Source organism: Sphingobacterium sp. UBA5670, from assembly GCF_002420705.1.
GTDB lineage: Bacteria > Bacteroidota > Bacteroidia > Sphingobacteriales > Sphingobacteriaceae > Sphingobacterium.
The window spans coordinates 320,557-336,294 of the sequence record NZ_DIIM01000002.1; the positions used below are offsets into that span (position 1 = coordinate 320,557).

General features: G+C 42.8%; 14 protein-coding genes. 6 read left to right on the forward strand and 8 right to left on the reverse strand.

Annotation, left to right across the window (positions count from 1 at the left end; genetic code table 11):
* The 4 genes from B3C94_RS02375 (at position 1) to B3C94_RS02390 (ending at position 5,148) form a co-directional block, all read left to right on the forward strand.
* Complete coding sequence (locus tag B3C94_RS02375) at positions 1 to 987, forward strand: aldo/keto reductase (protein WP_293898380.1); 987 nt, start codon at positions 1 to 3, stop codon at positions 985 to 987.
* Positions 988 to 1,203: 216 nt separating this feature from the next.
* On the forward strand, positions 1,204 to 2,367 hold the full coding sequence (locus B3C94_RS02380; protein ID WP_293898382.1) for an aldo/keto reductase: 1,164 nt from the start codon (positions 1,204 to 1,206) through the stop codon (positions 2,365 to 2,367).
* Between the two features lie 255 nt (positions 2,368 to 2,622).
* The gene (locus B3C94_RS02385) at positions 2,623 to 3,570 is read left to right on the forward strand and encodes an alpha/beta fold hydrolase (protein ID WP_293898385.1); all 948 of its coding nucleotides are present in this window, start codon (positions 2,623 to 2,625) and stop codon (positions 3,568 to 3,570) included.
* A gap of 435 nt (positions 3,571 to 4,005) precedes the next feature.
* Positions 4,006 to 5,148 (forward strand): cysteine desulfurase family protein, encoded by a 1,143-nt coding sequence (locus B3C94_RS02390; protein WP_293898388.1) that lies wholly within the window; start codon positions 4,006 to 4,008, stop codon positions 5,146 to 5,148.
* Here the strand turns inward: B3C94_RS02390 and moaCB are convergent.
* The 8 genes from moaCB to B3C94_RS02430 are packed head-to-tail and all read right to left on the reverse strand — an operon-like array spanning position 5,145 to position 12,430.
* Complete coding sequence (gene moaCB, locus B3C94_RS02395) at positions 5,145 to 6,053, reverse strand: bifunctional molybdenum cofactor biosynthesis protein MoaC/MoaB (protein WP_293898391.1); 909 nt, start codon at positions 6,051 to 6,053, stop codon at positions 5,145 to 5,147. The genes B3C94_RS02390 and moaCB overlap by 4 nt on opposite strands.
* A gap of 1 nt (position 6,054) precedes the next feature.
* Positions 6,055 to 6,495 carry a molybdenum cofactor biosynthesis protein MoaE gene (locus tag B3C94_RS02400; protein ID WP_293898394.1) on the reverse strand — a complete coding sequence of 147 codons (441 nt, stop codon included), beginning with the start codon at positions 6,493 to 6,495 and terminating at the stop codon, positions 6,055 to 6,057.
* Entirely contained in the window at positions 6,488 to 7,594 is a 1,107-nt protein-coding gene (locus B3C94_RS02405; RefSeq protein ID WP_293898397.1) for a HesA/MoeB/ThiF family protein, read from the reverse strand. Before B3C94_RS02405 ends, B3C94_RS02400 begins: the two co-directional genes overlap by 8 nt.
* Positions 7,595 to 7,597: 3 nt before the next feature.
* Positions 7,598 to 7,825 carry a MoaD/ThiS family protein gene (locus tag B3C94_RS02410; protein WP_293898400.1) on the reverse strand — a complete coding sequence of 76 codons (228 nt, stop codon included), beginning with the start codon at positions 7,823 to 7,825 and terminating at the stop codon, positions 7,598 to 7,600.
* Between the two features lie 40 nt (positions 7,826 to 7,865).
* Positions 7,866 to 8,600 carry a sulfite exporter TauE/SafE family protein gene (locus B3C94_RS02415; RefSeq protein ID WP_293898403.1) on the reverse strand — a complete coding sequence of 245 codons (735 nt, stop codon included), beginning with the start codon at positions 8,598 to 8,600 and terminating at the stop codon, positions 7,866 to 7,868.
* A gap of 7 nt (positions 8,601 to 8,607) precedes the next feature.
* The gene (gene glp, locus B3C94_RS02420) at positions 8,608 to 10,377 is read right to left on the reverse strand and encodes a gephyrin-like molybdotransferase Glp (protein ID WP_293898405.1); all 1,770 of its coding nucleotides are present in this window, start codon (positions 10,375 to 10,377) and stop codon (positions 8,608 to 8,610) included.
* Entirely contained in the window at positions 10,374 to 11,354 is a 981-nt protein-coding gene (gene moaA, locus B3C94_RS02425; RefSeq protein WP_293898408.1) for a GTP 3',8-cyclase MoaA, read from the reverse strand. The genes glp and moaA overlap by 4 nt, the downstream gene beginning before the upstream one ends.
* Before the next feature lie 5 nt (positions 11,355 to 11,359).
* Complete coding sequence (locus B3C94_RS02430; RefSeq protein ID WP_293898411.1) at positions 11,360 to 12,430, reverse strand: XdhC family protein; 1,071 nt, start codon at positions 12,428 to 12,430, stop codon at positions 11,360 to 11,362.
* Positions 12,431 to 12,783: 353 nt separating this feature from the next.
* Here B3C94_RS02430 and B3C94_RS02435 point away from each other — a divergent pair, with 353 nt between their 5' ends.
* Together B3C94_RS02435 and B3C94_RS02440 are read left to right on the forward strand one after the other, a co-directional pair.
* Positions 12,784 to 13,254, forward strand: a complete 471-nt coding sequence (locus B3C94_RS02435) for a (2Fe-2S)-binding protein (RefSeq protein ID WP_293898414.1) — start codon at positions 12,784 to 12,786, stop codon at positions 13,252 to 13,254.
* A gap of 25 nt (positions 13,255 to 13,279) precedes the next feature.
* Positions 13,280 to 15,571, forward strand: coding sequence for a xanthine dehydrogenase family protein molybdopterin-binding subunit (locus B3C94_RS02440; protein ID WP_293898417.1), 2,292 nt, complete (start codon positions 13,280 to 13,282; stop codon positions 15,569 to 15,571).
* Positions 15,572 to 15,738: the final 167 nt, after the last annotated feature.

The window sequence follows — 15,738 nt, forward strand, 5'->3', positions numbered from 1 at the left end:
ATGCAAACAAGAAAATTAGGAAATCAGGGCTTAGAAGTTTCAGCTCTGGGTTTTGGATGTATGGGATTGAATTTCTCCTACGGACACCATATTTCTGCCGAGGAATCAACGAAGCTTCTTCACAAAGCTGTAGAAAATGGAATAACATTTTTTGATACCGCGGAAGTTTATGGACCTTATACCAATGAGGAAATTGTAGGCCAGGCTCTGAAACCGTTGCGGGAACGAGTGATCATTGCAACTAAATTCGGTTTTAATATCGAGGAGGGCAAAATGGCTGGGACCAACAGTACGCCTGCACAAATTCGAAAAGCCGTTGAGGGAAGTTTAAAGAGATTGGATACTGATTATATCGACTTGTTGTATCAACATCGGGTAGATCCCAATGTACCGATCGAAGAAGTGGCCGGTACTGTAAAAGAGCTTATTCAGGAAGGAAAAGTCAAGTATTTTGGATTATCTGAGCCGGGAGCCGAGACTATCCGCAGAGCACATGCTGTACATCCCGTTTCAGCTTTGCAAAATGAATACTCACTTTGGTTCCGTAAACCTGAGCACGAAATCATTCCATTGTTGGAGGAATTAAATATTGGGCTTGTACCTTATAGCCCATTAGGCAAAGGATTCCTGACAGGTGCTTTTGATGAAACGACAGCGGTTGCGGCCAACGATTTCCGTCAGAACTCACCACGTTTTGCTGCTGAGGTAAGAGAGCAGAACCTTGCATTTGTTAATCTGTTAAAGAGATTTGCAGCTGAGAAAGAAGCTACACCTGCTCAGATTGCACTAGCTTGGCTTCTAGCGCAAAAGCCCTGGATTACGCCTATTCCGGGTACTACAAAAATCCACCGTTTAGAAGAAAATATTGGCGCTGTATCGGTCAGTCTATCTGCTGATGAGATTTCTACAATCACTTCCGAGGCAGATAAATTGAAAGTTGCAGGTGGTAGATACACTGAAGCAATTGAGAAAACTACAGGTTTATAGAAATAGTAAAAATGAAAATGTTAGACAGAATCACCACGTTGATTTGCTAAAATACTAGCGCCGATCAATACAGCTTCTCATTTGGGTGGACAATTATTGATCGATTTGCAAGATGATACTGCTATAGGTAATTCTTATATTTTATCATTAAGATACGAACAACGTAAACTGATATTCCGAAATTTGGTAAACAGGGTAATATGAATCTTTGAAATAATGAAAGGCATAGAAAATAACAATCGTAGAAATTTCCTTAAAACAGGCGTACTATCGGGAGTGGCGCTACTTGCATCATCAGCAATTGGGAGCTTTGCTAATGCAAACAATATAACCAAAACGAGCAAAGACAATGAAGAACCGACGAAAAATAAAACAAGAGTTTTAGGAGCTGGTGCTCATCGTATTGAAGTTTCCTCGCTTGGATTAGGCTGTATGGGCATGAGTTATCACCGAAGCTTTATCCCTGATAAAAATGCGATGATTAACTTAATGCGCAAGGCGGCTGACTTAGGTGTTAACCTTTTTGATACCGCGGAAGCATATGGCCCGGTTTTAAATGAAAAGCTGGTGGGAGAGGGGCTTCAGCCTATACGTAAAGATATTGTACTCTGTACAAAATTTGGCTTTATAGACGGAAAACCAGAAATTGGTCTTGACAGCAGCCCTAAACGGATAAGGCAGGTTGTAGAAAACTCACTAAAAAATCTACGGACTGATTATATTGACCTTCTTTATCAGCATCGTATTGATCCCAAAATTCCCATTGAGGATGTGGCAGGGACGGTAAAAGATCTCATTGCCGAAGGAAAGGTGAAACATTTCGGAATGAGCGAACGGGATTTTAATACGAGTGCTGATGGCTTGAATGCTATTCGTAAAGCACACGCAGTTCAGCCTGTCACGGCGATACAAAGTGAATATTCAGTGATGACCCGTAATCCAGAAAATGCTGTATTAGATTTATGTGAAGAACTGGGGATAGGATTTGTTCCCTATAGTCCACTAAGTCGAGGACTAATTTCGGGATATATTAATGAGCGAACAAAATATAACGCTGCTAATGATAACAGAACCTCATTGCCACGCTATAAGCCTGAAAACATTATTGCAAATTGGCCGATCATTGATATTCTCAAAGAATTTGGGGATCATAGAGGTTTGACCGTGGCACAGGTTGCTTTAGCTTGGTTATTGGCAAATAAGCCGTTTATTGTTCCAGTTCCTGGTACCACTAAATTAGCACACTTACAGGAAAATATGTGGTCGGCAGATTATCAGTTTGGTTCGGAAGAAATAAAAAAGTTATCAAATGATCTCGCAAAAGTTGAAATTGTGGGAGAGCGTTATACAACAGGATATCCGGGGCAGCAAAAAAAATAAATGTCAACTAAATAAGGTGTCCGCACTCGCCGCTTATATTTGAGAAAAAGGGTACAGGGTGCTGAAGAACCGAAAATAAATAAAACATTACTGTATGATAAATCTGCAAGGAAATAATGATTTTGTCTGTAATTGGCTTTAATAGCTGGAATGTCCAATTCATCTACTAATTTGTCTGGTTCACCTCTTTTGCCCGTATTTAGTCTGGTTGTTTGATTTAAGTTTGCTTCATAATCAGAACTAAATAAGAAGATAATGAAAACAATTAGCAAATTTACGATCGTAAGCGCTGTCTGCCTATCCCTTTTTTCTGCAGTATCAATTGCATGTAGCGACAAAGACAAATTTCCAACCGAACAAGAGTCAACGGCGGTAAACCATAACAACGCAAAAACTAACTTTATACGTGTAAAAGGAGTAGACTTCGCCTATCGCAGCTGGGGTAAGGAAGGCGGTACTCCTCTGGTATTATTGCCGGGAACGGGAGGGTCTATGGACGACTGGGATCCTGCGGTGACCAATGGACTTGCAGCGCAGTATAAAATAATCATTTTTGATAACAAGGGAGTAGCTTCCTCTAAAGGGACAACACCAAATACAATCCAAGCAATGGCTAATGACGCGATTGATTTTATCAAAGCAATGAAGCTTGGAACCGTCAATATCATGGGATTCTCAATGGGAGGATTTGTTGCCCAAAGAATTGTATTGACAGAACCTTCGATAATTAATAAGATTATTTTAGCTGATAGTGGGCCTAAAGGAGCTATCGGTCTTGCAAATCTGCCAAATATTGTAGCGGGAACTGCGGGGCTTAGTCCTGAAGAATCTTACTTAAAATTCGGATTTACTGAATCACAAGCCAGCATTGCGGCAGGAAAAGCATCTTTTGCCCGCGTACAACTACGTACCGTTGATCGGGATCCGGCACTTAGTGATGCTACTTCAACAGCTCAGTTTACTGCCGTTTTAGCTTGGGCGCAACCTGATGCCACTGCACTTGAAGAAATTAAAGCTATTAAAAAGCCTGTTTTAATCGTACATGGCGATAAGGATCTTCCAATTTCTGTTCAAAATGCATATCATATGCAGCAGAATTTAGAAAACGCTGAACTTGTTGAATTTTCAGATTCTGGTCACGCAGCTTTTTATCAAAATCATGAAGCATTTTTAACAAAAGCACTGGCATTTTTAGCACAATAATATACTAAATTCCAAAAAGCTTATTGATATACTTGAGCTTATATCAACAGGTATGTCAATAAGCAATTTTGATTGGGTACACTAACAGCTCGGACTTTTAATTTCGAAACAAATTATCAGATTTAGTTTAAACCATCGACGGTTTTATTATCATCCCTCACTAAAGCAAGCAGCTTCAAAACGCCAGGCTGTCTTCATTTCTCGGCATTTTTTTATGACAGATGCGGTAAGCATCCTATTTGACTTTATAGATAATCGTTTCTATCTCTTGGCGCTTTAATTAGTGTACAAAGCATCGGTCTTATGTTATCAGTTGACTATCTTGTAGTGAACCAATATTATTAACTACATTTGTATTAAGTTGGTTTTCCTTTACCATATGCTTATTTTAGTACGATGAATAGGTGAATTATATACTATTTAAGAAACAATTGCATGGACAGCATACACCAAAACTTCATCTATCTCGACTACAATTCGACAACTCCAATAGACGATCGTGTGTTGAATGAAATGCTTCCATATTTTTCCGCAAACTACGCTAATCCAAGTGGCTCGCACCTATTTAGCTTAACAGTGCAAGACGCCGTAGAACAAGCTAGCGAGGGTATTGCAATCGGGATGGGTACACAGTCCAACAATATCATCTATACTTCGGGGGCGACCGAAGCGATAAACTTGGTCTTAAAAGGACTCCAGTTTTCTAACAAAAAGCATATTATTAGTATTTCGACTGAACATAAGGCCGTTTTGGAGACTTGCGCTTTTATGGAACAATGGGGCTTTGAGATCTCCTATTTGAAGGTCGATCATCAAGGTATGGTGAATCTGGAATCGCTTGTAGAGACCATCCGTGAAGACACGGCATTGGTTTGTGCTATGCTGGCAAATAATGAAACGGGCGTTATCCTGCCGATAAGACAGATCACTGAAATAGTCCATCAACACCATGCACTTGTCTTATGTGATGCGACTCAGGCCCTTGGAAAAATAGATATAAATCTTCGCGATCTTGCTGTGGATTTTATGGTTTTCTCAGCGCACAAGTTTTATGGTCCAAAAGGGGTAGGGGGACTTTATATGGCCGACGGAGCGAAAAAGTTCTTAACTCCACTCATTCACGGAGGTGGTCAACAACAAGGCTGGCGAAGTGGAACGGTCAATACCACCGGGATCATCGGGATGGCCACGGCTTTGCGGATTGCTTTAGAAGATTTAGATAAAGATCAAGCCCGAATAATACAACTCCGGGATTATCTAGAAAGTGAATTGTTGGCCATAGGCGACACATTTCTAAATGGAAGTAAGACAAATAGACTATTCAATACGACAAATATCTGCTTTAGCACTGTGTTGTCGGAACAGCTGATTACTCGATTGGGCACGATTTCGGTGTCCAGTGGTTCGGCTTGTTCTGCAGTGACCTCACGCCCCTCACATGTGCTCAAAGCGATGGGGCTGTCGGATATGGAGGCCTTGTCGTCCATTCGATTTAGTCTAGGCCGATTTACGCGTGAAGTGGAAATCAGCCAGACTATTATGAAGGTCAAACAACTTGTCGAAAAATTGAGGGCTTAATGTCCGAGGTTTTCCCTTACTTGAAATACATGGAACACCTGTGGAAATAACGCGCCGATACTTTCGCGCACACCATTGGGCGATCCAGGCAAGGTAATCACCAACATGCGATCGACAAATCCTGAAACACCTCGGGATAACATCGCTGTTTTAACACGCTGCTGTCCGTATTGTCTTGCCGTCTCCATAATGCCGGGAATATTTTTGGTGATATAGGGCGCCACCGCATCTGGTGTAATATCTCTATCTGAAAGCCCTGTACCTCCCGTGAAAACCAAAAGGTCTATGCCCGCTTGTCTACAGTGTTCCAAACGCTCTTGTACCGCACTCGTTTCGTCTGCAATAACTACATAGGTAATATCGCGCAAGCCTTGTTGCTCCAGAAGATCGTACAGAAGCCGGCCCGAGATATCTTCTTTATCGCCCCGAGCAACCGAATCACTACACACAACCACGGCGGCTTTAAGCGCCGCTACCCAAGGTAGAGATTCATTGCTCTTGCCGCCGCGTTTCTCAAGCAATCGGATACCACCAATCTCCACTTTCTTGTCTACAGGTTTGAGCATATCATAAATGACAAGTGCCGCAACTGAAGCGCCGTGCATAGCTTCAACCTCCACACCGGTTTTATAGATCGTATGTACTTCAGTCTCAATATGAATTTGCAGGCCCGACACCTTATACCGGATAGCAGCATATTCTACTGGCAACGGATGACAATCTGGAATCATATCGCCAGTTTTTTTAATTGCGAGTAATGCAGAAGCACGTGCAAATTCAAATATATCGCCTTTTGGAACCTGTCGCGTCTCAATGAGCTCAATGGTGTTTTCAGAAGAAACAAGTACTGTAGCTTGTGCAATTGCTTTCCTTAAAGTCGCACTTTTATGTGTTATATCAACCATATTATCTATTAATTTTCCATTGATGCGTATCGTCTTCAAATAATTCTTTTCCCCAAATGGGCATTTCTTTTTTTATGCGTTCAACAAGTTCGTCGCAGGCATCCATTGCCGCACGCCTATGCCCCGAAGAAGTGAACACAAAGAAGCAAATTTCGCCAACTCGTACCTCACCCTCACTGTGGTAAACATGCGCGCATGCTAATGGATACTTATCAAATACTGCTTCGCGAATTTCGGCCATTTTAAGCAACGCTAGTTCTCGATTTGCCGTATAATCGATAGATTTTACAGTCTTGCCATCGATTTGATCTGCTCTAATCTGTCCAAGAAAGATGCTATGTGCGCCGATTTCGGATTTGCGATGATGTTTTGCAATGGCTTCAGCAATCAAAGTAGCCGGAATGGGGCCCTGAAAAAATATTTCGTTTTTTTGTTTAGTCATTTAAATAGTTTTCTAAGGCGATCATACCGCCGTCCAAATGAAAGATTTGTTGTCCCACATCTGCCTGTTTCTGAAAATACTGGGCTGCGATCAAACTCCGTTTTCCGCTCTGACAGATAAAAATAACGCGTTTACCGACTATGTTTTTGATTTGTGCTGGTAATGCAATAAGGGGAATGGACAAGTGTGGCAACGAGATCCGTGGGAGTTCGTTCAGATTCCTTACGTCTACAAGCACGCAATCACTGGAAGCCCCAATCGCTAAAAATTCTGCTGCATCTATTGCTTGTATGGCTGTGTATTCTCCAGCGCAGTAAAGGTTATAATCGAATGTGCGAAGTTCAGCTAAAGTCTGTGGGTAAAAAGTAGTTTTAGGAGGGTGTTTAGGAATATCAAAGGTATAATTACTATTATCCAGCATATTGATCGTCATTAACTTGTTAATCAAGACAGCACCAATACCGGTCAACAATTTGATGGCTTCAGTCGCCTGCAGCATGCCGATCATACCCGGCAATACACCCAAGACGCCTGCAAGATTACAGTCCGGTGCTTCCAATGGGTCGGGAGGTGTGGGGAATAAATGACGATAGTCTGTCTTTACGCCATCCTTGTCGGCCACATTGAATACGGCTACTTGTCCTTCATATTGGTAGATCGCCGCAAAAATCAGTGGTATATCCAATAAACGGCAGGCATCGCAAAGTAGGTATCGTGCAGCAAAATTATCCGTACAATCCATAATCAGGTCGTAAGAACCAATCAAATCGGCGACATTGCCAGAATGCAATTGTTTTACCCAATACCGGATCTCAATATCGGGATTCTGCCTTCTAAGTTTATCTGCAGCTACCTTAGCCTTCTCTTGACCGATGTCTTTTGTTTCATATAGTACTTGGCGATGTAGATTGCTCAGATCGACACAATCATGATCGATGATACCAAGAATCCCGACTCCCGCGGCTGCCAAATATTGGAGCACAGGGCAGCCAAGGCCGCCTGCACCAATGACAAGCACCCGTGCTTCTTGCAGCTTTTGTTGGCCCGACTCACCAAAACCAGGGAGGGCATAATGCCTCGAATACCGTTCATTCTGCATTGCTTATCCTCCTGAATAGGGTGGCATTAAGGCAACAATATCGTTTTCCTGAAATATCACCGATTTCTTAACAATGGTATTGTTCACGGCGATCAATACGCTACGATGTGCCAATTCAACATGCTGCTTGGATAATGTCGCCATTAACTCCGTTGTATCGTTTGCTGTTATATAAAACTCCTTTGCCAGTATATCTGTCAAGGAGCCAAAGGTCTTTACTTGAACTTTCATATTATTAATTCATCTTTTAAAGAATGCCGCACGCATCGGGTTAAGCTGATGTAAACAATAATTTATACGCTGCGACCAAAAGCACGGTAGCGAGTACATATTTTAAAGCATCCTGATTTAATTTTTTTGATCCAAGATATGCTCCTAATAGCCCTCCAAGGAAAGCAACAACAACATATCCCCACATATGCACATTGAACGAGATACCCTTTGTGAGCATACCGCCCAGTCCTGACAATGAATTTACAAAAATAAATGCAGCACTGATAGCTGCAGTTTGTTTTTGATCTGTCCATTTAAGTAAAATCAGAAATGGCGACAGGATAATTCCACCACCAATACCAATCATACCTGATAGAAGTCCGACAGCCCCACCAATTGCCAATGCACCATAACTGTTGTAAGGTTTGAGCTCATCTTCCGAAGGGCTTTTGAAGAAGAAAAACCGAAAAATCGGGAAAAGCAATAGCAGGCCCAAAAGCCGTTTGTACAAATGGTCTTCCAAAGTAATCATACCACCTATAAAAGCCAGGGGAACAGAAGCAATGGCAACCATTAAAAATAAATTTCTTTTAAAATAATGGCCTCTGTAATACTGAATAAAAGATGTTAACGAAACAAAAAGGTTAAGAACAAGGGCTGTAGGTTTCATTTCCTGTGGCGCAATTCCGTAGAGCGCCATTAGAGCTAAATAGCCGCTTGCACCACCATGCCCTACAGACGCATAAAGAAAAGCTAGAATAAAAAGAAAAAAATAAAAAAGCTCAAACGGCATGGTTCGTTTAGGTTAAAAGATGGATAAAAACTTCGTCACCAGCAGCACAGCCATTGCTGTCCTCTTCGAGAATCAAAAGGCAATTGGCCTGCGCAAAAGATTGGAGACGATAAGATTCCTGCGCATGTAAAGGTTCAACAGCATGTCCATCGTAACGCGCCTTAAGAAAATGAGTTAGACCTGGCTTTTTGCTATAAGCATGTGTTGTATGAGTTTGGATGGAACGTTTCCGTTCGGGGAGCTGCATGATGCGTTCTAATGCAGGAGCGACGTACAGGTAAAAACAGGTTAGGGCAGAAGATGGATTTCCGGGTAGTCCGAAGATCAGTTTTTCCTGCTGTGTACCAAAGAAGAGGGGTTTGCCCGGCTTTTGACGGATACGGTGAAAACGTTGTTTAATACCACAGGCTTTCGCTACATCAACGACGTAATCGTAGTCGCCTACACTCACACCGCCCACCAAAAGAACGATATCTGATTCTGTCAATGCATTTTCCAGGGCTACTTTCAATTGGTCCTTGTCATCTACTACATGCTGACTTTCGACATGCAGAATACCTAGCTGCCGCAATGCAGCTTTCAGTTGATAGGAATTAGACTCGTAAACTTCGCCATAGCCAAGTGTTGTACCAATAGCTTTCAGTTCGTCTCCTGTAAGAATCAGCTGAATACGCGGTGGCGCGGTTACAAGGATATCGGTACATCCGATCCCGGCGAGATAGCCAATAGCAGCAGGGGTCAAAGTAGTTCCAGGTAGCATGGCAATAGTTCCTGCCATCACTTCGGAACCTTGAAGACGCACATTGTCTCCCAAACGAAGGGCTTTATCCTGTATGCGGATGACATTCCCTTCGCTTAAATCTATTTTTTCCTGCATCACGACTGTATCTGCACCTCGAGGCAAGGGCGCTCCAGTATAAATGCGCATAGCCTGTCCAGGCTTCATTTTTTTTTCAACCGTAGTACCGGCTGGAATTCTGTCTACGACTGAAAGCTCCTCATCTTTGTCGCAAAAACGAATAGCATAGCCATCCATTGATGACTGCGGGAAACCTGGGATCGACTGCTCTGCAATAACTGTTTGCGCCAAAGTGTAGCCCAAGGCGTCTTCCAGTACAAGTCGTAATTGTTTTGGAGCCGGTAGATAATGGTGGATAATGTCTTTGGCCTGCTGAACACTGATAAATTGATGGGGAAGATTGAAGTAATCTTCTTGCGTATCGATATCATACTTTGCAGCCTCATGGTTGACTATGACTCGATCTTCGGGAAATTGCTCGGCAACTTTCCTCGCGCCCTGTTGTCCTTCCAGCTCCATCAGTTGCTCAAAGTATTTTCTGTCAAAAAGTACCGGTGCTCCCCATATACCAGAAAAACCGGTGGCTACAATACCTTTTTCGGTACGATCAGCCAGATGGATAAGCTGTTGAAAGACATGTCGATCAACGAAAGGTTGATCACATAGACTAATTATACAACGATCCAAATTGGGCTGATATTTTAGTAAATCGCTTAAACCAAAAACAATGGAAGTAGACATTCCTGTCGCCCAATGTGGATTGATAACCACATGAACATTACTTTCCTTCAAAGCCGCGTTGATAGGGTCAGGGTAAGCGCCGATCACGACAGCGACGTTGGCATGGGGGATTGCGAGAGCCTCCTTGCTGATACGTTTCAATAAACTCTCTCCTTCAAATTCGAGCAGTTGCTTAGGAAAGCCCAGTCGCGACGAATTGCCTGCCGCCAATATAACTATACCTGTTTGCTTTGTCATCCGCCAATGGTTATCATACTCCGATTTTTAAGAAAATCAGTGTCTATATGTTTAAAATTTGTTGTTAATTGTCCACCCAATTCCTTTGCTTTGGCGTTGATATTTGCCTGAATTAAAGGCAATATATCGCTGCCGGCTCGCAAAGCAGTCAACAAATCGGTTTCACTTGAAGAGAATAGGCAATTTTTAAGTTTACCGTCTGCCGTCAGACGTATCCGGTTACATCCCGCACAAAAAGGAGCACTCATTGTACTTATAATAGCAAACCGCCCGGCGTGCCCTGCAATTGAAAATGCTTTTGCTGTATCATTTGGCCCTACAGGAAGAGGTTCGGCGGAATATACCCTACGGATATTAGCCAGCATATCGGCCTCTGTATATACTTGATTGCTGGTCCATTTGTTGCCACTAAAAGGCATGAATTCAATAAAACGGATTTCTATTGGATTTAGCTTGGTCAAGGCTACAAAATCCAAAATTTCATCTTCATTGACTCCTTTCATTACCACCATATTAATTTTGGTCTGGATTCCATGATGCAGCAAAAGGTCAATATTGGCCCGCACACGGTCAAAATAATCTCTTCTCGTAATCTGGAAAAATCGTTCTGGTCGCAAAGTGTCCAGACTGATATTGATACTCTTGAATTTTGCGTCCACAATCTGAGGTAACATATCGTCAATCCGGATTCCATTGCTGGTCATGTGGAGTTCAATAGGAAGTTTAGATAATTGCGTTATAATATTTCCAGCATCCTTGCGCACTAACGGTTCGCCCCCCGTCAGACGTATTTTACGAACACCTTGGTCTACAAATAAGCGTGCTAGCTGCTCGATTTCGTCCACTTGCATCAATTTGCCATGGGGCGTAAAGCTATACTCTTCTTCGGGCATACAATAAAAACAGCGCAGATTGCAATTATCTGTGAGTGATATCCGAAGGTAGTTGTGTGTACGTCCAAATGTATCTGTCAGCATGATATCTAAATTATTATTGGGTTTTCGGCATGTATTTTCGTCGTTAGGAACTTCAAGGGAACTCCTGGTCTATCGCTCAACACTGCTTTGATTTCAGCGATGATTGCTAAGGCAATCTCTGCGGAGGTTTCCGCTCCTATATCGAGCCCTACGGGCCCGTAAATTTTATCTTTTTGACTTTCAGTAATCGTTATGCCAGCCTGATGGATATCATCAAACATCCGAAGCAACTTGGCCTTTGGCCCCAGTGAACCAATATAGATAGTGGCTGAATGCATCAACTCTTTGAGAACTGTGAGATCGTAAGAATAATTATGTGTCATCAACACGAAAACAGTCCAGCGGTCTATGCTTATTTTAGTAACAATCTCCGTTGCTGGCGCTACAATAAGCTGACTGGCTTGTGGAAAACGCGTGGCATTGACATGACTAGGACGTCCATCGACCACTGTTATTTCCCAACCGAGTAGATGTGCCATCTCCACTACAGGCTGCGCGTCATTGCCTGCTCCGACAACAACTAAGTGCACCGTAGGAGCAAGGTATTCAATAAGAACTTCATTTCGCTGCCCTTCCTCCTCAATCAGGGCTAGGACAGATTGTCGCTTAGTCTTAGCTATATTGATATGCTCTTCAAGAATTTGCAATTGGGATTCTAAAGCGGAGGTCTTTTTCTCCGAATCTGCAATAAGTAAACGAGTTCCTATCTGTTCGCGCTGTTTGTCTGTAGAAAAGCTGGTTATCAGCAACGCCTCTTCGCGCTGTTGGAGCAAGCGTCGTAACAACGCAATTGGGTGATCTCTGCGCTCAAGATCCACATATTCAAAAAGAATATGGACAATTCCACTGCAACCAAGCTGCAAGCCGATTGCCGAACCCTCATCGGTATTTGTATCATAACTGACAAGTCTATTTTTTCGTTGATGAATGGCCAAAATGGCTTTTTTTAAGGCATCTCCTTCCAAGCAACCGCCGCTAATTGCTCCTGTCATCTGCCCATCTTGAGTTACCAGCATCCGGGCACCGGGTCTTCGATAAGATGAGCCTTCAACCTTCACCACGGTGGCTAATACCATTGCTTGGTTTTCGGTACTGGCTATCTCTGCAGCTTTAACAATGTCTTTAATTTCTTTCATGCAAAAATGGGCAAGACGGTTGAACGCGGATATAATGATTAAAATAAATGGCTTTATATTACAATGCCATTTACCAAATTTAATGATTTAGACGTTAAAAAACATGAAAACTGTAATAATGGTAAAAACATCTGTAAAATGTATAATTAATTGATTAATTTAAATTATGATTTTACAGCACCGAATAAACTGAAAGCTAATCCACAAGTAAAAAATAAACGCTACTTTATAACAAATCGAAATACCATTTATACCGAGCAATAAAAGCTTACAAAAACAAGAAAACAACGATTATGGCAAAATATTCAATTCTGGTAAACGGCAATAAGTACGATATTGATGTGCTTGAAGATATGCCCTTGCTGTGGGTACTCCGTGATATCATTGGTCTTAAAGGAACCAAGTTTGGTTGTGGAAAAGCTTTATGCGGTGCCTGCACCGTGCATCTCAATGATAATGCAATCCGATCCTGTTCGTTTCCGGTCTCGGCGATTGGCGAAGGTAAGATCACAACGATAGAGGGGTTATCGGAAGAGGGAGATCATCCCATTCAGGAGGCATGGGAGAAGTATGTGGTGCCACAGTGTGGTTATTGCCAGACAGGACAGATCATGAATGCGGCAGCCCTATTGAAGAAAAATGCCAAGCCTTCGGTCCAGGAAATCGAACAAGCGATGCAGGGCAATCTCTGTCGCTGTGGCACGTATAACAGAATTAAAGCAGCCATTTTAGAAGCAGCCGGAACGCCAGTTACAAACGGTTAGGTATTTATCAACTAAAAAAGATGAGATGAAAATATTAGCTCCTTTTCAAAAAAGAAAAACTGAAAAAGTCAGTTCGGAGATTTTTGCTGTTTCTAGGCGGGACTTTTTAAAAGCTAGCGGCTTACTTAGTGGAGGACTGATCCTCGGCGTGAGTTTTTTTAGCTGCGACAATAAAGGCAAAAAGATTGCAACAATAGTGCCCAATGTATATTTGACGATTGCCTCAGATGGCAAAGTCACCATTGTCGCACACCGTTCAGAGATGGGACAGGGGATCCGTACCTCGTTGCCGCTTATTGTTGCCGACGAGATGGGCGCAGACTGGAGTAAAGTAGAAATTGTACAGGCCGAGGGAGATGAAAAAAAATACGGTAACCAAAACACGGATGGTTCATTTTCAGTTCGGATGTTCTATAAACCAATGCGTGAGGCCGGCGCCATTGCACGGCTCCTTCTCCTGCGTGCAGCAGCCAAAGAATGGCAGGTCAGTGTAGAGGAATTGGACACCAAAAATGGGCAGGTCATTCGACGTGAATCCAGTAAGACAAAAGATTTTGGGGATCTCGTGGATACCGCGAAAACACTTCCTATTCCGAACGCCAGCGAAATCAAACTCAAGGACAAACAAAAGTTCAATATGATCGGTAAGGAGACGCCAATCATTGATCTTCACAATATTGTGACTGGAAAAGCCGTGTTTGGGATTGATGCGGTCGCTGAAGGGATGAAAATTGCAGTCATTAAACGCTGTCCGGTAGTTGGCGGACAGGTAAAATCCGTTAATGATAGCAAAGCATTGGCTATTCCGGGCGTACTCAAGGTGGTTACGATCAAAGGGGCTGGCTTGCCAGCAACCTTATCTAAACCTTTAAGCGGCGTAGCCGTCATCGCCGATAACACCTGGGCCGCCATCAAGGCCCGTGAACTACTGGAGGTTGAATGGGAATTGGGACCTAATGCGGGTTATGATTCTGCCCAACAAATCGAAGAACTTAAGCAGGTAGTGGCCGAAGAAGGAACGCTACGCCGTAAGCGCGGCGATTTCAACGCCGCTAGAGCGAATGCGAAAAAGATCATTGAACATACCTATATCGCTCCTTATTTGGCACATGCAACCATTGAGCCGCCCTGTGCTTTGGCTATCGTAAAAAATGGAAGTTGTGAAGTATGGGCCTGTACCCAAAATCCGCAAGGAGCAAGGGATGCCGTAGCTACCGAACTCGGTATGCCGGTGGAAAAGGTCAAAATGAATGTAACTTTATTGGGTGGAGGATTTGGCCGGAAATCAAAACCTGACTTCATCGTCGAAGCCGCAATTTTGGCGAAAGAGTCTGGCCTACCAATCAAGGTGCAGTGGACACGTGAAGATGACATTCGACACGATTATTACCATGCCCTAAGTGTACAGCGTATTGTCGCTACCATTGACCATCAAAATAAGTTGAGCGGTTGGGCCCACCATATTGCTAACCCATCGATCTCGGCAACAGAGGATCTATCCGTGGTACAACCTAGTGATGGGGAACTGATGTTGGGCGCCTCGGACTTTCCATACAATGTGCCCGCGATCAATATTGCCACACATGATGCGAAAGCTCATTTACGAATTGGCTGGTTAAGATCGGTACGCAATATTCCGCAGGTATTTGCGTCGGCAACAATGCTTGACGAAATTGCTGAAGCCAGAGGTCTTGATGCTGTTGCCAATGCCTTGGAACTGCTCGGAGAAGATCGCCATATCACTTTCGAGCAAGAACTGATCAAGACAACCTATCCAAACTATGGTGAAAAGATCGAAGATTACCCTTGGGATACGGCGCGCATGAAGCATGTCATCAAACGGGTCGCCAAAGAATCCGGCTGGGGTAAATCCATGCCGGCAGGCAGTGCATTAGGATTTGCTGCCCATAAAAGCTTTTTGACCTATGTCGCCTGTGTGGTAGAGGTCAATGTAGACCAGAATAAAAAAATTAGCATTCCAAATGTCTATTATGCCCTGGATTGTGGCCTAGCTGTCAATATAGATCGAATCAAATCACAATTTGAAGGCGGTGCGCAATTTTCAGCTAGTTTAGCGCTAAAAAGTACGATTACGGTTAAAAATGGGCAGGTAGAACAAGGAAATTTTGACGGCTATCAGATCATTCGAATGCCTGATTCGCCCAAACAGATCCATGTGCATATTATCGATAGTGAAGCTAAGCCAACAGGAATTGGCGAGCCACCTGTACCACCGTTTACCCCGGCGCTCTGTAATGCCATCTATGCAGCAACTGGAAAACGGATTTATACATTGCCCATTGATTTAAGCATTTAATCAAAAAAAGGGTGTTCCTGTTCATTTGGACACCCTGATTACTACTAACTGATCTAAATTTTACTCAAAGGTATATATCAATAGGTTCATTCACACAGCTTTTTTAATTACGATACTATCATGAATTAAGCCTACTATTTCCAAAATAAATTTCTATTTGGATTGTT